Consider the following 23560-nt stretch of genomic DNA (forward strand, 5'->3'; position numbering starts at 1 on the left):
TTGATTCATCCGAGCTGTGCCGAGGGAAACTGATCAAACTTGGTGAGGACCCTGGACCGGGAGGGCTGTAAAGGGTTATACATCGGATGACCACTGAGAGATCCGATGTTATTCCCCTGGGGGCGCACATGAGTCTGACCGTCATGGACTTCGAGGTCGACGACATCCGCTTTCCCACCTCGCGGCAGCTGGACGGCTCGGACGCCATGAACCCCGACCCCGACTACTCCGCCGCCTATGTCGTCCTGCGCACGGACGGCGAGGGCGCGGAGGGGCACGGCTTCTGCTTCACCATCGGCCGCGGCAACGATGTCATGGCCGCGGCCATCGAGGCGCTCCGCCCCCATGTGGTGGGACGCCCCGCCCCCCGGACGGCCGCGGACCTCGCCGCCCTGTACCGGGGGCTCACGCACGACTCCCAGCTGCGCTGGCTCGGCCCCGAGAAGGGCGTGATGCACATGGCGGCCGGTGCCGTCGTCAACGCGGCCTGGGACCTCGCGGCGCGGCTGGCCAAAAAGCCCGTCTGGCGGTTCCTCGCGGAGATGACCCCGGAGGAGCTCGTCTCCCTCGTCGACTTCCGCTACCTCAGCGACGCCCTCACCCCGCAGGAGGCGCTCGGCATCCTCCGCGCCGCCGAGCCGGGCCGAGCCGGGCGCACCGAGCGCCTGCTGGCCGAGGGCTATCCGGCGTACACCACGTCGCCCGGCTGGCTGGGATACGACGACGCCAAGCTCGTACGGCTGGCCGAGGAGGCCGTCGCGGACGGTTTCACCCAGATCAAGCTGAAGGTCGGCGCCGATCTGGACGACGACATCCGCAGACTCGCGCTCGCCCGCCGGGCCGTCGGCCCCGGCATCCGGATCGCCGTCGACGCCAACCAGCGCTGGGACGTCCCCGAGGCGCTGGAGTGGATGAACGCGCTCGCCCCGTACGACCCGTACTGGATCGAGGAGCCGACCAGCCCCGACGACGTGCTCGGCCACGCCGCCGTGCGCGCCGGGCAGCCCGTCAAGGTCGCCACCGGCGAGCACATCGCCAACCGGGTCGTGTTCAAGCAGCTGCTCCAGGCCGGCGCGGTCGACTTCGTCCAGATCGACGCCGCACGCGTGGCCGGGGTCAACGAGAACCTCGCGGTCCTGCTGCTCGCCGCCAAGTTCGGCGTCCCGGTCTGTCCCCACGCCGGAGGCGTCGGACTGTGCGAACTCGTCCAGCACCTCTCGATGTTCGACTACGTCGCGGTGTCGGGCAGCCAGGAGGACCGCGTGATCGAGTACGTCGACCACCTCCACGAACACTTCGCCGATCCGGCCGTCGTCGAGAACGGCCGCTACGTCACCCCGCGCCGGCCGGGCTTCTCGGCCCGGATGCTCCCCGCCTCCGTCGCCGCACACCGATACCCGGGGGGCCTCGCGTGGCAGGCACCTCGCATACCCGAGGAGACCCACCGATGACCGGTACGCAGGATTTCGACGGACTGTCCGCCCTGGTGACGGGGGGCGCGTCCGGCATCGGGGCCGCGGTGGCGACGCTGCTGCTCGCCCGTGGGGCGCGGGTCGCGGTGCTCGACCGCGATCCCGGAAGCGCTCCCGAGGGGGCACTCGCCCTGGAGGCCGACGTCACCGACGACGACGCCGTACGCCATGCCGTCGACCGGGCCGCCGCGGAGCTGGACGGGCTGCACACCCTGGTGTCCAACGCCGGGATCGGCTCGATCGGCACCGTCGAGGACAACACGGACGCGGAATGGACCCACGTACTGGACGTCAACGTGCTCGGCATGGTCCGCACGGCCCGCCACGCGCTGCCCCATCTGCGCCGTGCCGCCGCAGGGCGGCCCGGGGCCGTGTCGATCACCCAGACCTGCTCCATCGCCGCGACCGCCGGTCTGCCGCAGCGCGCGCTCTACAGCGCCGGCAAGGGAGCCGTGCTCTCCCTCACCCTCGCGATGGCCGCCGACCACGTCCGCGAGGGGATCAGGGTCAACTGCGTCAATCCGGGGACCGCGGACACCCCCTGGATCGGGCGGCTGCTCGACCAGGCCGAGGACCCGGCGGCCGAGCGCGCCGCGCTCGCCGCCCGCCAGCCTCTGGGGCGGCTGGTCTCCGCCGACGAGGTGGCCGCGGCCATCGTCTACCTGGCGAGTCCGGCGGCGGCGTCCGTCACCGGCACCGCGCTCGCCGTCGACGGGGGGATGCAGGGGCTGCGGCTGCGTCCCGCCGCCCCCTCACAGGGTTGACCGCAGCCACTGCTCCACGCTCGCCACATGCACCGTCGCCCAGGACCGGGCCGCCTCGGCGTCCCGGTCCCGCAGCGCTGCCAGGATCGCCCGGTGTTCGCGCAGCGTGCGGCCGACCGCGTCCTCCTGGGTCAGCCCGCGCCACACCCTGGCCCGGGTGGTCGGGCCGGACAGGCCGTCCAGCAGGGAGCACAGCACCGAATTGCCGGAGTGCTGGACGATGGAGCGGTGGAACTCCAGGTCGCCGGCGACCAGCGCCTCCACCGAGGGCTCCGGGCCCAGCGCGTCCAACTGGTCACCGAGCGCGTCCAGTTGGTCCTCGGTCATGCGCAGGGCCGCCATCGCCGTGGCCGCCGGCTCCAGGATCCGGCGGACCGCGAAGAACTCCAGCACCGTGTCGTCGCGGTGGAAGTCCACCACGAAGCTGAGCGCCTCCAGGAGCAGTTGCGGGTCCAGGCTGGTGACGTAGGTGCCGTCCCCCTGCCGGACGTCGAGGATCCGGATCAGCGACAGCGCGCGCACCGCCTCCCGCAGCGAGTTGCGCGACAGGCCCAGCTCGGCCGCGAGTTCGCTCTCCTTGGGGAGACGGTCCCCCGGGGCCAGCGCGCCCGAGACGATCATTGCCTTGATCTTCTCGATCGCTTCGTCGGTGACGGCCATCCAGGCCTCCTCGCGCACAAGACATCCGATGTATGGACTCATTATGCGGCCCCGGGGGGTCGCGGTGTCCCGCACCCGGTCGGGGAGACCGCAGGGGCGGCCTCCCAGACCGGGAGACCGCCCCTGCTCCTGCGTGCCGGCGCCGGTCAGCGCCCGTCGGCCAGCATGTCCTCGACCTTGGCCCGGATGCCGTCCGTCGCCAGGCCCCGGATCGTCAGCGTCGTCCGGCGGCGCAGCACGTCGTCCGCCGTCTCGGCCCACTCGCGGTCGCGCGCGTACGCCACCTGCGCCCAGATCTCCGGGGCGTCGGGGTGGATGCGCTCGGCCAGGGCCGGGTTCTCGTTCGCGAGCCGTGCGATGTCGAAGGAGAGCGAGCCGTAGTGGGTCGCCAGGTGCCGGGCCGTGTCGGCGGGCATCCGCGGACCGGGCGTTCCGCCGTCGACAAGCAGCCGGTGCGCGACCGCGTTCGGGTTGGCGATACCGGGCAGCGGGACCTTCTTCGGCAGCCGTGCCATCGGCTCCATGTCCTCGCCCAGGGGGTGACCCGGCAGCTCGGCCAGCTTGTTCATCACCGTACGGCCGATGTGGCGGAACGTCGTCCACTTGCCTCCCGCGACCGACAGCATTCCGCCGCGGCCCTCCGTCACGACCGTCTCGCGCTTGGCCTTGGACGTGTCGCCCGGACCGCCGGGCAGGACCCGCAGCCCCGCGAAGGAGTACGTGATCAGATCGCGGGACAACTGCTGGTCCCGGACGGAGAACGCCGCCTCGTCGAGGATCTGCGCCGTGTCCTTCTCGGTGACCGCGACATCGGCCGGGTCGCCCTCGTACTCCTCGTCGGTCGTACCGAGCAGCAGCATGTCCTCCCACGGCAGGGCGAACGTGATGCGGTACTTGTCGATCGGCGTCGCCAGCGCCGCCTTCCACGGGCGGGTGCGCTTGAGGACGAGGTGGGCGCCCTTGGACAGACGGATGGACGGCGCGGAGGCCGGGTCCTCCAGCTTCCGCAGGTGGTCGACCCACGGGCCGGTGGCGTTCAGCACCAGCCGGGCGTTCACGCCGAACTCCGAGCCGTCCTGCCGGTCCTCCAGCTCGGCCCCCGTGACGCGGCCCCTGGTGAAGCGGAGCCCGGTCACCGCGGCGTGGTTGAGGACGACGGCGCCCGCGTCGACGGCCGCGCGGACCGTCATCAGCGCCATCCGGGCGTCGTTCATCTGGTCGTCGCCGTAGACCGCGACGGCCCTCAGGTTGTCCGTACGCAGCTCCGGCACGTCGCGAGCGGCCCGGGACGGGCTGATCACATGGCCGACGCCGTCACCGAACGCGGACAGCGCCGAGTAGGCGAAGACACCGGCGCCGAGCTTGGCCGCGCCGTGCGGCCCGCCCTTGTAGACGGGCAGGTAGAAGGTGAGCGGGTTGGCCAGGTGCGGGGCGACCTGACGGGACACCGCGCGCCGCTCGAAGTGGTTCTCGGCGACCAGCTTCACCGCGCCGGTCTGGAGGTAGCGCAGACCGCCGTGGAGCAGCTTGGAGGAGGCCGAGGAGGTGGCGCCGGCGAAGTCGCCGGCGTCCACCAGGGCCACCCGCAGTCCGGACTGCGCGGCATGCCAGGCGGTGGAGATGCCCAGGATGCCGCCGCCGATCACCAGGAGGTCGTACGTCGCCTTGGAAAGCTGCTCCCGGGTCTCGGCACGGCTCGGGAGGGAGCCGGAGGCCGGATGCGTCCCGAGGGCGGGGACGCTCTGCAGGGTGGTCATGTCGATTGCTCCTCAGCTCTCTTCGTCCTCGATCCAGCTCATGGTCCGTTCGACGGCCTTGAGCCAGCTCTTGTACTCGCGGTCACGGGTGGCCGCGTCCATGCGGGGTGTCCACTCGGCGGCACGGCGCCAGTTGGCGCGCAGTGCGTCGGTGTCCGGCCAGAAGCCGACGGCCAGGCCGGCGGCATAGGCGGCGCCGAGGCAGGTGGTCTCGGCGACCATGGGGCGCACCACGGGCGCGTCCAGGAAGTCGGAGAGCGTCTGCATCAGCAGGTTGTTGGAGGTCATGCCGCCGTCGACCTTGAGCGCGGTCAGCTCGACGCCGGAGTCCTTGGTCATGGCGTCGCTGATCTCGCGGGTCTGCCAGGCGGTGGCCTCGAGCACGGCGCGGGCGATGTGCGCCTTGGTCACGTAGCGGGTGAGACCCGCGATGACGCCGCGGGCGTCGGGGCGCCAGTAGGGGGCGAACAGACCGGAGAACGCGGGCACGAAGTACGCGCCGCCGTTGTCCTCGACGGAGGAGGCCAGCGTCTCGATCTCGGCCGCGGACTTGATCAGGCCCATCTGGTCGCGCATCCACTGCACCAGCGAACCGGTGACGGCGATGGACCCTTCGAGGGCGTAGACCGGCTTCTGGTCGCCGATCCTGTATCCGACGGTCGTCAGCAGTCCGTTGTACGAGTTCACCGGGGTGTGGCCGGTGTTCATCAGCATGAAGGTGCCGGTGCCGTACGTGGACTTGGCCTCGCCCTGGGCGAAGCACGTCTGGCCGAACAGCGCGGCCTGCTGGTCGCCCAGCGCGGAGGCCACCGGGACGCCGTCGAGGACGCCGCCCTTGGCGTTTCCGTACACCTCGGCGGAGGACCGGATCTCCGGCAGTACGGCGGCGGGGATGTCCAGCGACGTGACGATCTTGTCGTCCCACTGCATCGTGTGGAGGTTCATCAGCAGGGTGCGCGAGGCGTTGGTCACGTCGGTGACGTGGACGCCGCCGTCCGTGCCCCCGGTCAGGTTCCAGATGACCCAGGAGTCCATCGTCCCGAAGAGGATGTCGCCCCGCTCGGCGCGCTCGCGCAGCCCCTCGACGTTGTCGAGCAGCCAGCGCACCTTCGGGCCGGCGAAGTACGAGGCGAGCGGCAGACCCGTCTCACGGCGGAAGCGGTCCTGGCCGACATTGCGGCCGAGCTCCTTGCAGAGCGCGTCGGTGCGGGTGTCCTGCCAGACGAGGGCGTTGTGGACGGGCTCACCGGTGTTCTTGTCCCAGAGCAGGGTGGTCTCGCGCTGGTTGGTGATGCCGATCGCCTTCACGTCGGCGGAGGTGATGCCCGCCTTGACGACCGCCCCGGCGACGACTTCCTGGACGTTCTCCCAGATCTCTTTCGCGTCGTGTTCGACCCAGCCCGGCTTGGGGAAGATCTGCTCGTGCTCCTTCTGGTCGACCGAGACGATCCGGCCGTCCTTGTCGAAGACGATGCAGCGGCTGGACGTGGTGCCCTGGTCGATGGCCGCGATGAACGGGCCGGTGGTGTGTGCGTCGGTCACGGTTGGCTCCCGGAAGTCTGTGTGGTGTGGAGATGAGGGCTCAGGCGAAGGCGATGTTGTAGAGCCCTCCGGCGAGTGCGCCCCCGATGAGCGGTCCTACCACCGGTACCCAGGCGTAGCCCCAGTCCGACCCGCCCTTGTTGGGCAGCGGCAGCAGCGCGTGCACGATGCGCGGGCCGAGGTCACGCACCGGGTTGATCGCGTAACCGGTCGGGCCGCCGAGCGACAGACCGATACCGACGACCACCAGGGCGGTGATCAGGGCGCCGAGCGCGCCCAGGCCGTTGCCCTCGTCGTTGAGGCCCTGGGTGAGGATCGCCAGGATCAGTACGAAGGTGGCGATGATCTCCGTGACGACGTTCTGCACCGCGTTCCGGATCTCCGGACCCGTGGTGAAGATGCCGAGCACGGGGCCCGCCTTGGGGGCCGACGCCTGGTCGACCATGCCTTCCTCGGCCGGCTGGGCCTTCACGATCTCGGGGTCCGTGAGGTGCGCGTGGAACTGGCCGTAGTACACGGCCCAGACGAGCACGGCGCCGATGATCGCGCCGAGCAGCTCGGAGGCGAGGTACAGGGGCACGTCGCTCCACGCGGTGCCGCCCTGGATCGCGAGACCGATCGTGACCGCCGGGTTGAGGTGGGCGCCTGACACGCCCGAGGCTATGTAGGCGCCGGTCAGCACGGCGAAGCCCCACCCGAAGGTGACGGCCAGCCAGCCGGCGTTCTGCGCCTTGGAGCGCTTGAGCGTGACGGCGGCACAGACACCGCCGCCGAGCAGTACGAGTACGGCGGTACCGATGGTCTCGCCGATGAAGATGTCGGAGCTGGACACCCGTGACTCCTTTGTCCTTCGTCCAGGGGAAGGCGAAACACCGGGTCCCTCCGGTGGATCGCACCCCCAGGTGGGTACTCGTCGGGGACGGGCACTTCACCTGTAGGGCTTGACCGGCCCTCGGCACTGTCACACTCTAACGCGTATTGCCGTTAAGCGTTCGACAATGCCGACCGGTGAACGGCAATGTTTCTCCCCGATGGAGGGTGCGTCAAGAGGTGTGTGACGCGCGACTCGATCGTTACCGACCTCGCGCGGGGGGCTCAGAAGCGCCCGGCGCCCAGATCCCGGGACACGGCACGGGCGCAGTCCCGTACGGCCGCGACGAGCTCGGGCCGCAGCTCGCCGCCGGTGCAGACGCGCTCCACCGCCCCGGTCACGGCCACGGCGCCTACCGGCATCCTGCGGCGGTCGTGGATGGGGGCTGCCGCTGCCGCCACCCCCTCCCAGGTCTCCTCGACGTCGGCCGCCCAGCCCTGCGCCCGGATCAGGTCGAGCAGCGACTCGAACTCCTCGTCGCCCGTGACGGTGCGCGGTGTGAAGGACCGCCGCTCCACCTCCGTGGCCTCGCTGTGCGCGACCGGGTCGTAGGCGGCCAGGACCTTGCCCAGGGCGGTGGAGTGCAGCGGCTGCATGGCGCCGACCTCGAGCACCTGACGGCTGTCGTCGGGCCGGAAGACGTGGTGGACGATCAGCACCCCGTGCTGGTGCAGCACGCCCAGGTGGACGCTCTCGCCGCTGGAGCGGGCCAGGTCGTCGGTCCACACCAGCGCGCGGGCGCGCAGCTCGTGCACGTCGAGATAGCTGTTGCCCAGGCGCAGCAGCTCGGCGCCCAGCTGGTAGCGGCCCGACGCGGCGTCCTGCTCGACGAAGCCCTCGTGCTGGAGGGTACGCAGGATGCCGTGCGCGGTGCCCTTGGCCAGACCCAGGGACGACGAGATGTCGGACAGGCCGAGCCGACGCTCGCCGCCCGCCAGCAGACGCAGCATCGCGGCTGCCCGCTCGAGCGACTGGATGTTCTTCGCCATCGCGCCGTACTCCTCCACCTCGGTTCGACAATGCTGAACACTATCGGTCGATGCCGACCTCTGTCCGGTGGCGCGAAGATTATGCGTCACCCCGTGAGCGGGCCCGTCACGGGACAGCATGCAGTCCGTCCCGTGGGACGCGATGCCCGCCCCGGGCGCCTCCCCGCTACGCTGGCCGCGTGCCCCTTCGGCAGAAGGGCGCAAAGCCGACAGCCGTCGCATCCCAGGGAGAACATCCATGGCCTCGTTGCCGACCCCCGCAGCTGACAGCCGGACCCGAGCCGCAGCGCTCCGTGAGGCGCTCGCCACCCGGGTCGTGGTGGCCGACGGTGCCATGGGCACCATGCTCCAGGCCCAGGACCCCACCCTCGAGGACTTCGAGAACCTCGAAGGCTGCAACGAGATCCTGAACGTCACCCGCCCCGACATCGTCCGTTCGGTCCACGAGGAGTACTTCGCGGTCGGCGTGGACTGTGTCGAGACGAACACCTTCGGGGCCAACGCCTCCGCCCTGGGCGAGTACGACATCCCCGGCCGGATCCACGAGCTCTCCGAGTCCGGCGCGGCCATCGCCCGCGAGGTCGCCGACCGGTTCACCGAGTCCACCGGACAGCAGCGCTGGGTGCTCGGCTCCATCGGCCCCGGCACCAAGCTGCCGACCCTGGGCCACGCGCCCTACACGGTCCTGCGCGACGGCTTCCAGCAGAACGCCGAAGGGCTGATCGCCGGCGGAGCCGACGCGCTCATCATCGAGACCACGCAGGACCTCCTGCAGACCAAGGCCGCCGTGCTCGGTGCCCGGCGCGCCCTGGAGGCGATGGGCAGCGACCTCCTGGTGCTGTGCTCACTGGCCTTCGAGACCACCGGCACCATGCTGCTCGGCTCCGAGATCGGCGCCGCGCTGACCGCGCTCGAACCGCTCGGCGTCGACATGATCGGCCTGAACTGCTCGACCGGCCCCGCGGAGATGAGCGAGCACCTGCGCTACCTCACCCGCCACTCCCGCATCCCGCTGCTCTGCATGCCGAACGCCGGGCTGCCGGTCCTCACCAAGGACGGGGCCCACTTCCCGCTCGACCCCGACGGCCTGGCCGACGCCCAGGAGACCTTCGTCCAGGAGTACGGTCTCTCGCTCGTCGGCGGCTGCTGCGGCACGACCCCGGAGCACCTGCGCAAGCTCGTGGACCGCGTCCGCGGCTCCGGGCTCACCGCCCGCGCCCCGCGCCCCGAGCCCGGCGCGGCCTCGCTCTACCAGACCGTCCCGTTCCGCCAGGACACCTCGTACCTCGCGATCGGCGAGCGTACGAACGCCAACGGATCCAAGAAGTTCCGCGAGGCCATGCTCGACGCCCGCTGGGACGACTGCGTGGAGATGGCGCGCGACCAGATCCGCGAGGGTGCCCACATGCTCGACCTCTGCGTCGACTACGTGGGACGCGACGGGGTCGCCGACATGGAGGAGCTGGCCGGCCGGTTCGCCACCGCCTCCACCCTGCCGATCGTGCTCGACTCCACCGAGGTGCCCGTCCTGCGCGCCGGACTGGAGAAGCTGGGCGGCCGGGCCGTGCTGAACTCCGTCAACTACGAGGACGGCGACGGTCCCGAGTCCCGCTTTGCCAAGGTCAGCGCGCTCGCCGCCGAGCACGGCGCCGCGCTGATCGCGCTGACCATCGACGAGGAGGGCCAGGCCCGCACCGTCGAGCACAAGGTCGCCATCGCCGAGCGGCTCATCGAGGACCTCACCACCAACTGGGGCATCCACGAGTCGGACATCCTCATCGACTGCCTGACCTTCACCATCTGCACGGGCCAGGAGGAGTCCCGCAAGGACGGGATCGCCACGATCGGCGCCATCCGCGAGCTGAAGCGCCGCCACCCCGACGTGCAGACCACGCTGGGCCTGTCCAACATCTCCTTCGGTCTGAACCCGGCCGCACGCGTCGTCCTGAACTCCGTCTTCCTGGACGAGTGCGTGAAGGCGGGTCTGGACTCCGCGATCGTGCACGCCTCCAAGATCCTGCCGATCGCCCGGCTGGAGGAGGAGCAGGTCAAGGTCGCCCTCGACCTGATCCACGACCGCCGGGAGGAGGGCTACGACCCGCTGCAGCGGCTCATGGAGCTCTTCGAGGGCGTCAACATGAAGTCGATGAAGCAGGGCAAGGCCGAGGAGCTCCTCGCCCTGCCGCTGGACGAGCGGCTCCAGCGTCGCATCATCGACGGCGAGAAGAACGGTCTGGAGGCCGACCTCGACGAGGCGCTGCAGACCCGGCCCGCGCTCGAGATCGTCAACGACACCCTGCTGGCCGGCATGAAGGTCGTGGGTGAGCTCTTCGGCTCCGGCCAGATGCAGCTGCCCTTCGTGCTCCAGTCCGCCGAGGTCATGAAGAGCGCGGTCGCCCACCTCGAACCGCACATGGAGAAGACCGACGACGACGGCAAGGGCACCATCGTGCTGGCCACCGTCCGGGGCGACGTCCACGACATCGGCAAGAACCTCGTCGACATCATCCTGTCCAACAACGGCTTCAACGTGGTCAACCTGGGCATCAAGCAGCCCGTCTCCGCGATCCTGGACGCCGCCGAGGAGCACCGCGCCGACGTCATCGGAATGTCGGGCCTCCTGGTGAAGTCCACCGTGATCATGAAGGAGAACCTGGAGGAGCTGAACCAGCGCAAGATGGCCGCCGACTACCCGGTCATCCTCGGTGGCGCCGCCCTGACCAGGGCCTACGTCGAACAGGACCTGCACGAGATCTACGAGGGCGAGGTCCGCTACGCCCGCGACGCCTTCGAGGGCCTGCGCCTCATGGACGCCCTCATCGCGGTCAAGCGCGGTGTGCCCGGCGCCAGCCTCCCCGAGCTGAAGCAGCGCAGGGTGCCCAAGCGGGACACCCCCGTGGCCGAGGTCGTGGAGCCCGAGGAGGGTGTACGGTCCGACGTCTCCGTCACCAACCCGGTCCCCGAGCCGCCGTTCTGGGGCACCAGGGTCGTCAAGGGCATCCAGCTCAAGGAGTACGCCTCCTGGCTGGACGAGGGCGCGCTCTTCAAGGGCCAGTGGGGACTCAAGCAGGCCCGCGCCGGTGACGGGCCGACGTACGAGGAGCTCGTGGAGCGCGAGGGCCGGCCGCACCTGCGCGGCTGGCTCGACAAGCTGCACACCGAGAACCTGCTGGAAGCCGCCGTCGTCTACGGCTACTTCCCCTGCGTCTCCAAGGGCGACGACCTGATCCTGCTGCACGAGGACGGCTCGGAGCGCACCCGCTTCACCTTCCCGCGCCAGCGCCGCGGCCGCCGTCTCTGCCTGGCGGACTTCTTCCGCCCCGAGGAGTCGGGGGAGACGGACGTGATCGGCCTCCAGGTCGTCACCGTCGGCTCGAAGATCGGCGGGGCCACGGCCGAACTCTTCGAGTCGAACTCCTACCGCGACTACCTGGAGCTCCACGGGCTGTCCGTGCAGCTGGCCGAGGCGCTCGCCGAGTACTGGCACGCACGGGTCCGCAGCGAGCTGGGCTTCGCCGGTGAGGACCCCTCCGACGTCGAGGACATGTTCGCGCTGAAGTACCGCGGTGCCCGCTTCTCCCTGGGCTACGGGGCCTGCCCCGACCTGGAGGACCGGGCGAAGATCGCCGAGCTCCTGGAGCCCGAGCGGATCGGTGTGAAGCTCTCCGAGGAGTTCCAGCTCCACCCCGAGCAGTCCACCGACGCGATCGTCATCCACCACCCGGAGGCGAAGTACTTCAACGCGCGGTAAGCCACTGTTCGACGCGCGGTAAGGTGCTGCTCCGCGCGCCGGGCGTGCGCGAGTCGTAGACTGGTCGGTCCAGTGCAGGCCGGTCGCCGTTCCCACCGGGAAGGCGGCCGGCCTTCTCGTCCCTCATGGAGGTGTGCCGGATGACCAGTACGGTCCCCGCGTCCCTGACCCGTACGGCCGAAGGGTCGGCGCTGCAAGCCGTCCTTCTCGACATGGACGGCACACTGGTCGACACCGAAGGCTTCTGGTGGGACGTGGAGGTCGAGGTCTTCGCCGACCTCGGTCACCGGCTCGAGCCGGCCTGGCGGGAGGTGGTGGTCGGCGGGCCCATGACCCGCAGCGCCGGCTACCTCATCGAGGTCACCGGGGCCGGTATCGCCATCGAGGAACTCACCGTGCTGCTCAACGACCGCTTCGAGAAGCGCATCGGACGCGGTGTCCCGCTGATGCCGGGTGCCGCACGGCTGCTCGCCGAGCTCGCCGCGCACGAGGTGCCCACCGCCCTGGTCTCGGCCTCGCACCGGCGCATCATCGACCGGGTCCTGGACTCGGTGGGCCGGCACCACTTCGCGCTCACGGTCGCGGGCGACGAGGTGTCCCGTACGAAGCCCCACCCCGACCCCTATCTCGCCGCGGCGGCGGGTTTCGGGGCCGATCCCTGGCGCTGCGCGGTCATCGAGGACACCGCCACCGGGGTCGCGGCGGCCGAGGCGGCGGGCTGCCGGGTCGTCGCCGTCCCGTCCGTGGCGCCGATCGCCCCAGCCCCCGGCCGGGTGGTCGTGCCCTCCCTGGAGCAGGTGGACCTCGCCTTCCTGCGGGAGCTGATCGCCGACGAGTGAGAGCCGGTGCACCGAGGGTGATTCGTGCACAGGCGACAAGAATGCAGCCCGGAAATCTGTTCGTTCCCCGCTTTCGTGCACCGCTTAAATCAGGTCCATGTCAATACGGTCGGTGGTGCGGGAGCGTGACGTTCGTCACTCGGCGTAATGTTCGTGGGGCCTGCGGATCAGCCAGGCTGTCCGATTCGGGGCCCCCATACGTCCGTATTGATGAAGGCGTGTACGAAACATTCCCGAGCGTGACATGGACAACCCGTCATCGGCGATCACCGAGTGAATACGCGCCCGATCCGCACCGGTCAAGTCCCCCTGCGGCGCCTACTAATCTCGGTTTTCTCACATGCCGGAATGAGGGAGAACGTCCAGATGAACCGCAAGACGCTGGTGCTGCCGGCCGTAGTGGGCCTGCTCGCACCCGTGCTCGCCGCCTGTGGCGGGTCGGACGACGGGGGCGATGCCATCGTTGTCGGGACAACGGACCAGTTCATCGCCTCGAAGGACAACCCGGCCCCCCTCGACCCCGCCATCGGCTACGAAGCGGGCGTGTGGAACGTGCTGCGCCAGACCGTGCAGACCCTGACCCACATACCCCGCGGCGGCGGCGAGCCGGTGCCCGAGGCGGCGAAGAGCTGCACCTTCACGGACACGGCCAACGAGAGCTACCGCTGCACGCTGCGCGACGGACTGACGTTCGCGGACGGCACCCCCGTCACCCCGGAGGACGTGAAGTACTCCCTCCAGCGCGTGATCGACATCAAGTACGAGAGCGGCCCGGTCGGCCTCCTCGACAACATCGACGCGATCGAGACCAAGGGTGAGAAGGAGATCGTCTTTCACCTGAAGACGTCGGACGCCACCTTCCCCTACAAGCTCGCCACGCCGACCACCGGCATCGTGCAGAAGGACAAGTACCCGGCGAAGTCGGCCCGTGAGGGCTTCCAGGTCGACGGATCCGGCCCGTACACGATGAAGCCCGAGGTCGAGGGCAGCAAGGTCGTCAAGGTGGTCTTCACCAGGAACCCGAAGTACAAGGGTGACCTGAAGATCAGGAACGAGAAGGTCGAGCTGGACCTCTTCCCCGACGCCGCTGCGATGGGCAAGGCGCTCGACGACGAGAAGATCGACATGATGACGCGCACCATGTCGCCCGAGCAGGCCCAGGAGATGCTGGAGGAGCCGAAGGAGGGCGTGAAGCTCACCGAGATGCCCGGCTTCGCCATCCGCTACCTCGCGTTCGACACCGAGGACCCCGCGGTGTCGAACAAGGCCGTACGCCAGGCAATGGCCCAGGTCATCGACCGCGGGTCCATCGCCAGCAAGGTGTACGGCAGCACCGCCGAGCCGCTCTACTCGCTGATCCCTTCCGGCATCACCAGCCACACCAACTCCTTCTACACCAAATACGGTGAGCCCGATGTGGAGGCGGCCGCCGAGCTCCTGGACAAGGCCGGCGTCAGCACACCGGTGAAGTTCACGCTGCACTACACGACGGACTACTACGGGCCCGCCACCAAGGCGGAGTTCGAGGCGCTGGCGAAGCAGCTCAACGACACCCAGCTGTTCGAGGTCGACGTCAAGGGCACGCCCTGGGACAAGTACCGCCCCGCCCAGAAGAAGGGCGAGTACGCGGTCTACGGCATGGGCTGGTTCCCCGACTTCCCGGACCCGGACACCTACATCGCGCCGTTCCTCGACGAGAACAACTTCCTCAACTCGCCGTACAAGTCCACCGAGGCGCAGAAGGAACTGATCCCTCAGTCCCGCCGCGAGGCCGACCGCAGCGCCGCGGGCCCGGCCTTCGAGAAGCTCCAGGACATCGTTGCCAACGACGTCCCCATCCTGCCGGTCTGGCAGGGCAAGCAGTACGTCGCCTCGCTCGACGAGCTGACCGGCGTGGAGTGGGCCGTCAACTCCTCGGCCGACCTCCAGCTCTGGGAGCTGGGCCGCGGGGAGTCCTGACGCGGCATCCGCTCACACGGACGGGCGCGGTCCGGAGTCACCGACTCCGGACCGCGCCCGTCGGCGTCGGCGTCCCGTCACTGGGCGCCGGGACGCACCAGACCGCTCTCGTAGGCGTACACGGCGGCCTGCACACGGTCGCGCAGGCCCAGCTTCGTCAGCACATGGCCCACATGCGTCTTGACCGTCGTCTCACTCACGAACAGGTCCGCCGCGATCTCCGCGTTGGACAGCCCGCGCGCCACCAGCTTCAGCACCTCGACCTCGCGATCGGTCAGGGTGTGCAGGGCGTCCGGGACGGGGTCCTCGCCCGAGGGCAGATGGTCGGCGTACTTGTCGAGCAGCCGGCGCGTGATGCTCGGGGCCAGCATCGCCTCGCCCGCGGCCACCACCCTGATGGCCTGCACCAGTTCGTCGGCCGGGGCGTCCTTCAGCAGGAAACCGCTGGCGCCCGCGCGCAGCGCCTCCACCACGTACTCGTCGAGATCGAACGTGGTCAGCACCAGGACCTTCGCCGGGCCGTCCCGCCCGGGGCCCGTGATCTGACGGGTCGCCTCCACCCCGTCCATCCGCGGCATCCGGATGTCCATGAGCACGACATCGGGCTGCAGTGCCCGCACCTGGTCGATGGCCTGCAGGCCGTCCCCGGCCTCACCGACCACCGCCAGATCGCCCTCCGCCTCCAGGATCATCCGGAAACCGGTGCGCAGCAGTGGTTGATCATCGACGAGCAGGACGCGGATAGCCACGTAATCTCCTTAAGGGCCTTCGAGGGCCACGGGGCGGCCGGCCTCGGACCGGACCGGCTCCATTCTGCCCTGCACAGCCTCCACCGGTTCGGGCGGGCGCACGGACAGCGGATAGACCGGGGGAGTCCCGCCGAATTCCGGGCAGACCGCCCGGTGGTCGCACCAGCCGCACAGCTTCGTCGGCCTCGGCCGCCACTCACCCGTCTCGGTGGCCAGCCGGATCGCCTCCCACAGCGCCAGCAGCTTGCGCTCCACCCGCTCGAGGTCCGCCGGAACGGGGTCGTACGTCAGCACGTCACCGCTGCCGAGATAGACCAGCTGGAGCCGGCGCGGGACCACGTTCTTCAGACGCCACACCACCAGGGCGTAGAACTTCATCTGGAACAGCGCCCCCTCCGCGTACTCCGGCCGCGGGGCCTTGCCCGTCTTGTAGTCCACGATGCGGACGTCACCCGTCGGGGTCACGTCCACGCGGTCGATCACGCCGCGCAGCTTCAGTCCCGAATCCAGCTCCGTCTCGACGAACAGCTCCCGCTCGGCCGGCTCCAGGCGCGTCGGGTCCTCCAGCGAGAACCACCGCTCCACGAGCCGCTCCGCCTCGCCCAGCCACCCCGCGAGCCGCTCTCCCCCCGGATCCCCCTCGAAAAGCTCCGTCAGCTCGGGCTTCGACTCCAGCAGCCGGTCCCACTGGCCCGGGATCAGCGCCTTGGCCCTCGGCGCCGTACGGTCCGCCGCCGGAGCGTCGAACAGGCGCTCAAGCACCGCATGCACCAGCGTGCCCCGGGTAGCAGCCTCACTGGGCTTCTCCGGGAGCTTGTCGATGACCCGGAAGCGGTACAGCAGGGGGCACTGCATGAAATCGTTCGCGCGCGACGGCGACAGGGACGAGGGTGGCTGAGGCGGGCGCGGTACGGACGTCATGTCGCAGACCCTACGGCCCGCCACTGACACCCAGCGGCATACCATCGACGACAGAGCTCGCACACAGCATGATCGTGGCAGAAGCCACCGACCGAAGGGACCCCGTGGACGAGAGCGGCGACAGCGGGCGCCCGCAGCCCGGCGCAGGGGACAAGGACCCCGGCTCCGGACCGGAGAAGGGCAAACCGCGACGCCCGGCAGACCCGGGAGGCGGCCTCCTCATGGGGCGCCCCTTCGGCGTGCCCGTGTACGTCGCACCCAGCTGGTTCGTCGTCGCGGCTCTGATCACCTGGGTCTTCGGCGGACAGCTCGACCGCGTCCTGCCGGAACTCGGCGGTGCCCGCTACCTCGTCGCGCTCTTCTTCGCGATCGCCTTCTACGCGTCCGTGCTCGTCCACGAGCTCGCCCACACCGTCGCCGCCCTGCGCTACAAGCTGCCGGTGCGCCGCATCCAGCTCCAGTTCTTCGGCGGCGTCTCCGAGATCGAGAAGGAGACCGAGACCCCCGGCCGCGAGTTCGTCCTCGCCTTCGTGGGCCCGCTGCTCTCCCTCGTCCTCGGCGGTGTCTTCTACATCCCGCTCCAGTTCGTCGAAGCGGGCACCGTTCCCGGCGTGCTCCTCGCCGGGCTGATGGTCTCCAACCTCATCGTCGCCGCCTTCAACCTGCTGCCCGGCCTTCCTCTGGACGGCGGGCGCATGCTCCGCGCCGTCGTCTGGAAGATCACGGGCAAGCCGATGAGCGGCACCATCGCCGCCGCGTGGGTCGGCCGGGGCCTGGCCATCACCGTCTTCGTCGGCCTCCCGCTGCTCACCCACACAGGCGCCCTCGGCAACGCCACCGGTGAGATCAGCGGGTTCGAGACCGTCACCGACGCCCTCCTCGCGGCGATCCTCGCGGCGATCATCTGGACAGGCGCCGGGAACAGCCTGCGGACGGCACGGCTCCGTGAACACCTCCCCGAACTCCGCGCCCGTACCCTCACCCGGCGCGCCGTGCCCGTGGAGTCCGCGACCCCGCTCTCCGAGGCACTCCGCCGCGCCAACGAAGCGGGCGCCCGCGCCCTGGTCGTCGTCGACGGGCAGGGGAGCCCCAAGGGCGTCGTCCGGGAGGCGGCCATCGCCGGCGTCCCCGAACACCGCCGGCCCTGGGTGGCCGTCAGCGGCCTCGCCCAGGACCTCACCGACGGCATGAAGGTCCCGGCCGAACTCGCGGGCGAGGCCCTGCTGGACCGGCTGAAGGCCACACCCGCCACCGAGTACCTGGTGGTGGAGGAGACCGGCGAGATCTACGGCGTCCTCTCCACCGCCGACGTCGAGCGCGCCTTCATCAAGGCCATGGCCCGTCCGTCGGCCTGACACCCCGGGAAGCGGCCCCCGAAATACCGGTAGGCTGGTCACATGTCCGAACCGACCGGTGCCGCCCGCCGTCGCGGCCCATTCAAAGTCGGGGACCAGGTCCAGCTCACCGACCCCAAGGGACGCCACTACACCTTCACGCTCGAGGCCGGAAAGAACTTCCACACCCACAAGGGTTCTTTCCCGCACGACGAGCTGATCGGTGCTCCCGAGGGCAGTGTTGTCCGTACCACGGGAAACGTCGCCTATCTCGCGCTGCGTCCCCTGCTCCCCGACTACGTCCTGTCCATGCCCCGCGGAGCCGCCGTGGTCTACCCGAAGGACGCGGGCCAGATCCTCGCCTTCGGTGACATCTTCCCCGGCGCGCGAGTCGTCGAAGCCGGCGTCGGCTCGGGTGCGCTGAGCACCTTCCTGCTGCGCGCCATCGGCGAGCAGGGCATGCTGCACTCCTACGAGCGCCGCGAGGACTTCGCCGAGATCGCCCAGCAGAACGTCGAGCGCTACTTCGGCTCGCCGCACCCCGCCTGGCAGCTCACCGTCGGCGACCTCCAGGACAACCTCTCGGACACCGACGTCGACCGTGTCGTCCTCGACATGCTCGCCCCGTGGGAGTGCCTCGAGGCCGTCTCCAAGGCCCTGGTCCCCGGCGGCATCCTCTGCGCGTACGTCGCGACCACCACCCAGCTCTCGCGGACCGTCGAGTCCATCCGTGAGATCGGCTGCTTCGCGGAACCGCAGCCCTGGGAGTCGATGATCCGCAACTGGCACGTCGAAGGACTGGCCGTCCGCCCCGACCACCGGATGATCGGCCACACCGGCTTCCTCGTCACCGCCCGCCGTCTCGCGGACGGCGTCGAGCCGCCGGTGCGCCGCCGCCGGCCGTCGAAGGGCGCCTACGGCGAGGACTACAAGGGTCCCGGCAGCCGCAGCGGCTCCGCCGACTCCAGCGACTGACCCGGACGACGCGAAGGCGCCGCCGCCGAGTTCCCGGACCGACCCGGGAGCCCGGCGGCGGCGCCTTCTCCGTCGGTCGCGCCGACCCCGCCGTTCCCCTCGGGTGTGAGGTGTGGCACGATGCTGGCCACCCCCGCCCGCCGACATCCGTTCGGCACCGCCTATCCAGGCACCAGGAACCACAGGAGACATACCGCGTGCAGACCTCCGCGCTCCCGGACCTCGCGCACACCGACGCCAAGCCGGTGCACTGGCTCGCCACGGCGACCGCGATGGCCGCGGTCGTCGCCGGCGCGGGCCTGCTCCAGCCGGACGCGGCCACCGCGACGGCGTCCGCGTCCGAGCACCGCGTCACCACGCAGCACGGGAGCGCGCCCGCCGCGAAGGCGCCCGACCCGGCCCGGGTCACCTTCCCGCTCGACTGCGGCTCCGCCGGACACACCGTGGCCGAAAGCGCCCCCGGGGACCTCGACGGGGACGGCGGGCCCGAGACCGTGGCCGTCGTGCGCTGCGCCGCGGGGTCGGGCACCCCGCCCAGCGGCATCTACGTCGTGACCCAGCCGAGCGGGGCCGCACCCCGGGTCGTGGCGACCCTGGTGGACCCCGCTCAGAAACTCAACGTCACCGACTTCACCGTCCGTGACGGCCGGGTGTCGGCGACCCTGCTCGGCTACTCCTCGGCCGACGTGCCCCGCTGCTGCCCCGACGAGCTGGAGAGCGCCTCCTGGCAGTGGAAGGGCAACGCGTTCATCAAGTCCGCCGGCCCCGCGGGCTCCACCGCGCGAGGCGTCTGAACCGCTACTCCGCGTCGGGCCCGAAGACCTCTACGTTGTCCGAAACGCGACGTACGTGAATACAGTCGCCCGGGCATTCCTTGGCCGAGTCCACGACGTCCTGGAGGAGGGGCAGCGGCACCGGAGTGGTGGCGCCCTTGTCCTGGAGGAGCTCGTCCTCGTCGCTCTTGACGTACGCCAGACCGTCGATGTCCAGCTCGAACACCTCGGGTGCGTACTGCACGCAGATGCCGTCGCCCGTACAGAGATCCTGGTCGATCCAGACCTCGAGATCCTGCGTGTCGCTGTCGCCCGGAGCGTCCTGCTGCACGGTCATGTGTCCTGCCGTTCCCTGCGTATCTGCACCAATTGAAGCCAGCCCTGACGGGTGTTGAACGCTTCGACGATACAACCGGCTGCTTTCCGGTGCCGAAGGGTGGGTATTCCCTTGGCGTGAGGGAGAGCGCAAGGGTGAAGATCGGACAGACTCCCGGGTCTTTGTGATCTAGGGGTTTCAATCATCACCCACCCAGGTAGGGTCAGGAAGCGTCCAGCTCCCCTTGGAGGAGGTGAGGACCGTGGCAGCCCACGACGACGACATCAACCGCGGCAACCGGCCCGGGCGAGGGTCAGAGGACCCAGCCGGCCAGGTCGCCTATCTCGAGCAGGAAATCGCCGTCCTGCGACGTAAGCTCGCCGACTCTCCGCGTCATACGAGGATTCTCGAAGAGCGGATCGTCGAGTTGCAGACCAACCTGGCAGGCGTGTCCGCGCAGAACGAGCGGCTCGCCAACACGCTCCGGGAGGCCCGCGACCAGATCGTGGCCCTCAAGGAGGAGGTCGACCGGCTCGCGCAGCCGCCGGCCGGCTTCGGTGTCTTCCTGCAGGCCAACGAGGACGACACCTGCGACATCTTCACCGGGGGCCGCAAGCTCCGGGTGAACGTCAGTCCCAGCGTCGAGCTCGAGGGCCTCCGGCGAGGCCAGGAAGTCATGCTCAACGAGGCGCTCAACGTGGTCGAGGCCATGGAATTCGAGCGGGCCGGGGACATCGTCACCCTCAAGGAGATCCTCGAGGACGGCGAGCGCGCCCTGGTCATCGGGCACACCGACGAGGAACGGGTGGTGAGGCTCGCCGAGCCTCTGCTGGACATCACCATCCGCCCCGGCGACGCCCTCCTGCTCGAACCCAGGTCCGGCTACGTCTACGAGGTGGTCCCCAAGAGCGAGGTCGAGGAGCTCGTTCTCGAAGAGGTCCCGGACATCGACTACAACAAGATCGGCGGTCTGGGCGACCAGATCGAACTGATCCGCGACGCGGTCGAGCTCCCGTACCTCCACCCGGACCTCTTCAAGGAGCACGAGCTCCGCCCGCCGAAGGGCATCCTGCTCTACGGCCCTCCTGGCTGCGGCAAGACACTCATCGCCAAGGCCGTCGCCAACTCGCTGGCCAAGAAGGTCGCGGAGGTCACGGGACAGCCCGCGGGGAAGAGCTACTTCCTCAATATCAAGGGCCCCGAGCTCCTCAACAAGTACGTCGGTGAGACCGAGCGGCACATCCGCCTCGTCTTCCAGCGTGCCCGGGAGAAGGCGAGCGAGGGCACCCCCGTCATCGTCTTCTTCGACGAGATGGAATCCCTCTTCCGCACCCGTGGTTCCGGTGTCAGCTCGGACGTGGAGAACACCATCGTCCCCCAGCTGCTCGCCGAGATCGACGGTGTGGAGGGCCTGGAGAACGTCATCGTCATCGGTGCCTCCAACCGCGAGGACATGATCGACCCCGCGATCCTGCGGCCCGGCCGGCTCGATGTGAAGATCAAGATCGAGCGTCCGGACGCGGAGGCGGCGAAGGACATCTTCGCGAAGTACCTCACCCCCTCGCTGCCGCTGCACTCGGACGACCTGGCCGAGCACACCGGCTCGCGGGAGGCCGCCGCCCACGCGATGATCCAGTCCGTCGTGGAGCGGATGTACACGGAATCCGAGGAGAACCGCTTCCTCGAGGTCACCTACGCCAACGGCGACAAGGAAGTCCTGTACTTCAAGGACTTCAACTCCGGAGCGATGATTCAGAACATCGTGGACCGGGCAAAGAAAATGGCCATCAAGGCATTCCTCGAGCAGGGCCAGAAGGGCCTGCGCGTCTCCCATCTCCTCCAGGCATGCGTGGACGAGTTCAAGGAGAACGAGGACCTGCCCAACACGACCAACCCGGACGACTGGGCCAGGATTTCCGGAAAGAAGGGCGAGCGGATCGTGTTCATCCGCACACTCGTCACCGGAAAGCAGGGCGCAGACACCGGTCGCTCCATCGACACGGTGGCAAATACCGGACAGTACCTGTAAAACGCAGACCGGCTGCGGATGCCCGGCAGGGCATCCGCAGCCGGCCGTTTTCCCGGCAGCTCCGGCCACACCCGAACAAAGACGCAATTGATCTCCCCACCGGCGCAGAGGCGCTCTAGGCTCTGCCGTACCGCCGAGTCGCGCAGTGCGGGGACGGGCACCGCGGACCAGCAGCGGTACTTGAGCGCCGCTCCCGGACGGGAGCGACGCCGGGCAAGGAGGGCCGCATGACCGTACGGCGAGTGATGGGCATCGAGACGGAGTACGGGATCTCCGTCCCCGGTCAACCCAACGCCAATGCCATGCTCACCTCGTCCCAGATCGTCAACGCCTACGCGGCGGCGATGCACCGGGCGCGCCGCGCCCGCTGGGACTTCGAGGAGGAGAACCCGCTGCGTGACGCGCGAGGCTTCGACCTCGCCCGTGAGACCGCGGACTCCAGCCAGCTCACCGACGAGGACATCGGCCTGGCCAATGTCATCCTCACCAACGGTGCGCGGCTGTACGTCGACCACGCGCACCCCGAATACAGCTCACCCGAGATCACCAATCCGCTGGACGCGGTGCTCTGGGACAAGGCCGGCGAGCGGGTGATGGCGGAGGCGGCCGAACGGGCGGCCGCGATCCCGGGCGCCCAGCCGATCCATCTGTACAAGAACAACACCGACAACAAGGGCGCGTCCTACGGCACGCACGAGAACTACCTGATGAAGAGGGAGACCCCCTTCTCGGACATCGTGCGCCATCTGACCCCGTTCTTCGTCTCCCGCCAGGTCGTCACCGGTGCGGGCCGGGTCGGCATCGGCCAGGACGGCCATGAGCACGGATTCCAGATCAGCCAGCGCGCCGACTACTTCGAGGTCGAGGTCGGCCTGGAGACGACGCTCAAGCGCCCCATCATCAACACCCGCGACGAACCGCACTCCGACGCCGAGAAGTACCGCAGGCTCCACGTGATCATCGGCGACGCGAACCTCTCCGAGATCTCGACCTATCTGAAGCTCGGCACCACCTCGCTGGTGCTGGCCATGATCGAGGACGGCTTCATCAATGTCGACCTGGCGGTGGACCAGCCGGTCCGCACGCTGCACCAGGTCTCGCACGACCCGACACTGAAGCAGCTGGTCACGCTCCGTAGCGGCCGGACGCTCACCGCGGTGCAGCTGCAGATGGAGTACTTCGAGCTGGGCCGCAAGTACGTCGAGGAGCGGTACGGCGCGGACGCGGACGAGCAGACCAAGGATGTCCTGGCCCGCTGGGAGGACACCCTGAACCGGCTGGAGAACGACCCGATGAGTCTCTCGGGCGAGCTGGACTGGATCGCCAAGCGTGAGCTCATGGAGGGCTACCGGCGCCGTGACAGCCTGGACTGGGACGCCCCGCGCCTGCACCTGGTGGACCTCCAGTACGCCGACGTGCGGGCCGACAAGGGCCTGTACAACCGCCTGGCGGCCCGGGGGAAGATCAAGCGGCTCCTCGACGAGAGCGACGTCGAGAGGGCCCGCACGAAGCCGCCCGAGGACACCAGGGCCTATTTCCGGGGGCGCTGTCTGGAGCAGTACGCGGACGACGTCGCGGCGGCCTCCTGGGACTCGGTCATCTTCGACCTGCCCGACCGTGACTCGCTGCAGCGGGTTCCCACCATGGAGCCGCTGCGGGGTACACGCGCCCACGTCAAGGAGCTCCTGGACCGCTGCCGTACGGCGGACGAGCTGGTCCGGACGCTGACGGGGGGCTGAAAGGCGTCCCGGCTGGGAATCAATCAGATGACCTCCGGACGTTGAGGAAAGTACCGGGCCAATGTCGGACCCCGTAGGTAGGGTCTGATCAAGTGCTTCGAACCGAGCGGGGTGAGCTAC

18 protein-coding genes are annotated in these 23560 nt (G+C 69.5%); 10 read left to right on the top strand and 8 right to left on the bottom strand.

What is annotated here, in order from left to right:
* Positions 1 to 128 precede the first annotated feature (128 nt).
* Together AB0P41_RS10375 and AB0P41_RS10380 are read left to right on the top strand one after the other, a co-directional pair.
* Positions 129 to 1451 (top strand): L-fuconate dehydratase, encoded by a 1323-nt coding sequence (locus AB0P41_RS10375; RefSeq protein ID WP_365931577.1) that lies wholly within the window; start codon positions 129 to 131, stop codon positions 1449 to 1451.
* Complete coding sequence (locus tag AB0P41_RS10380; RefSeq protein ID WP_356714626.1) at positions 1448 to 2236, top strand: SDR family oxidoreductase; 789 nt, start codon at positions 1448 to 1450, stop codon at positions 2234 to 2236. Before AB0P41_RS10375 ends, AB0P41_RS10380 begins: the two co-directional genes overlap by 4 nt.
* Here the strand turns inward: AB0P41_RS10380 and AB0P41_RS10385 are convergent.
* The 5 genes from AB0P41_RS10385 to AB0P41_RS10405 form a co-directional block, all read right to left on the bottom strand.
* Positions 2225 to 2896: a FadR/GntR family transcriptional regulator gene (locus tag AB0P41_RS10385; RefSeq protein WP_365931297.1), complete on the bottom strand. Its 672-nt coding sequence runs from the start codon at positions 2894 to 2896 to the stop codon at positions 2225 to 2227. The two genes, AB0P41_RS10380 and AB0P41_RS10385, sit on opposite strands and share 12 nt — an antisense overlap.
* Positions 2897 to 3042: 146 nt before the next feature.
* On the bottom strand, positions 3043 to 4653 hold the full coding sequence (locus tag AB0P41_RS10390) for a glycerol-3-phosphate dehydrogenase/oxidase (RefSeq protein ID WP_356714624.1): 1611 nt from the start codon (positions 4651 to 4653) through the stop codon (positions 3043 to 3045).
* Positions 4654 to 4665: 12 nt separating this feature from the next.
* On the bottom strand, positions 4666 to 6195 hold the full coding sequence (gene glpK / locus AB0P41_RS10395) for a glycerol kinase GlpK (RefSeq protein ID WP_356714623.1): 1530 nt from the start codon (positions 6193 to 6195) through the stop codon (positions 4666 to 4668).
* Between the two features lie 40 nt (positions 6196 to 6235).
* Positions 6236 to 7027, bottom strand: coding sequence for an MIP/aquaporin family protein (locus tag AB0P41_RS10400; RefSeq protein WP_356714622.1), 792 nt, complete (start codon positions 7025 to 7027; stop codon positions 6236 to 6238).
* Between the two features lie 263 nt (positions 7028 to 7290).
* The gene (locus tag AB0P41_RS10405; protein ID WP_356714621.1) at positions 7291 to 8055 is read right to left on the bottom strand and encodes an IclR family transcriptional regulator; all 765 of its coding nucleotides are present in this window, start codon (positions 8053 to 8055) and stop codon (positions 7291 to 7293) included.
* A gap of 238 nt (positions 8056 to 8293) precedes the next feature.
* Between AB0P41_RS10405 and metH the strand changes: the two genes are divergently transcribed.
* The 3 genes from metH (at position 8294) to AB0P41_RS10420 (ending at position 14604) form a co-directional block, all read left to right on the top strand.
* Complete coding sequence (gene metH, locus AB0P41_RS10410) at positions 8294 to 11806, top strand: methionine synthase (RefSeq protein ID WP_365931300.1); 3513 nt, start codon at positions 8294 to 8296, stop codon at positions 11804 to 11806.
* A 140-nt stretch (positions 11807 to 11946) separates the two neighbouring features.
* Positions 11947 to 12645 carry an HAD family phosphatase gene (locus tag AB0P41_RS10415; protein WP_356714619.1) on the top strand — a complete coding sequence of 233 codons (699 nt, stop codon included), beginning with the start codon at positions 11947 to 11949 and terminating at the stop codon, positions 12643 to 12645.
* A 366-nt stretch (positions 12646 to 13011) separates the two neighbouring features.
* Positions 13012 to 14604, top strand: a complete 1593-nt coding sequence (locus AB0P41_RS10420; RefSeq protein ID WP_365931302.1) for an ABC transporter substrate-binding protein — start codon at positions 13012 to 13014, stop codon at positions 14602 to 14604.
* Between the two features lie 77 nt (positions 14605 to 14681).
* Here AB0P41_RS10420 and AB0P41_RS10425 read toward each other — a convergent pair whose 3' ends face one another.
* Complete coding sequence (locus AB0P41_RS10425; RefSeq protein ID WP_356716934.1) at positions 14682 to 15353, bottom strand: response regulator transcription factor; 672 nt, start codon at positions 15351 to 15353, stop codon at positions 14682 to 14684.
* A 9-nt stretch (positions 15354 to 15362) separates the two neighbouring features.
* Positions 15363 to 16208: a PD-(D/E)XK nuclease family protein gene (locus AB0P41_RS10430; RefSeq protein ID WP_356716972.1), complete on the bottom strand. Its 846-nt coding sequence runs from the start codon at positions 16206 to 16208 to the stop codon at positions 15363 to 15365.
* Positions 16209 to 16378: 170 nt separating this feature from the next.
* Here AB0P41_RS10430 and AB0P41_RS10435 point away from each other — a divergent pair, with 170 nt between their 5' ends.
* The 3 genes from AB0P41_RS10435 to AB0P41_RS10445 all read left to right on the top strand — a co-directional run bounded on the left by AB0P41_RS10435 (position 16379) and on the right by AB0P41_RS10445 (position 19377).
* On the top strand, positions 16379 to 17629 hold the full coding sequence (locus AB0P41_RS10435; RefSeq protein ID WP_365931578.1) for a site-2 protease family protein: 1251 nt from the start codon (positions 16379 to 16381) through the stop codon (positions 17627 to 17629).
* A 42-nt stretch (positions 17630 to 17671) separates the two neighbouring features.
* Positions 17672 to 18583 (top strand): tRNA (adenine-N1)-methyltransferase, encoded by a 912-nt coding sequence (locus AB0P41_RS10440; protein ID WP_356716936.1) that lies wholly within the window; start codon positions 17672 to 17674, stop codon positions 18581 to 18583.
* Between the two features lie 197 nt (positions 18584 to 18780).
* Entirely contained in the window at positions 18781 to 19377 is a 597-nt protein-coding gene (locus AB0P41_RS10445) for a hypothetical protein (protein WP_365931304.1), read from the top strand.
* A gap of 4 nt (positions 19378 to 19381) precedes the next feature.
* Here the strand turns inward: AB0P41_RS10445 and AB0P41_RS10450 are convergent, their stop codons facing one another.
* Positions 19382 to 19693, bottom strand: a complete 312-nt coding sequence (locus AB0P41_RS10450) for a ferredoxin (RefSeq protein WP_104790263.1) — start codon at positions 19691 to 19693, stop codon at positions 19382 to 19384.
* Positions 19694 to 19934: 241 nt separating this feature from the next.
* On the opposite strand from AB0P41_RS10450, the gene arc reads away from it, so the two are divergent.
* Both arc and dop read left to right on the top strand, forming a co-directional pair.
* A complete protein-coding gene (gene arc, locus AB0P41_RS10455) occupies positions 19935 to 21701 on the top strand; it encodes a proteasome ATPase (protein ID WP_365931306.1) in 1767 nt (588 codons plus the stop codon).
* A gap of 227 nt (positions 21702 to 21928) precedes the next feature.
* On the top strand, positions 21929 to 23440 hold the full coding sequence (gene dop, locus AB0P41_RS10460) for a depupylase/deamidase Dop (RefSeq protein ID WP_356716941.1): 1512 nt from the start codon (positions 21929 to 21931) through the stop codon (positions 23438 to 23440).
* The last annotated feature ends 120 nt before the right edge of the window (positions 23441 to 23560 follow it).

Source organism: Streptomyces sp. NPDC079167 (genome assembly GCF_040686735.1).
In the GTDB taxonomy this organism is placed as follows: Bacteria; Actinomycetota; Actinomycetes; order Streptomycetales; family Streptomycetaceae; genus Streptomyces.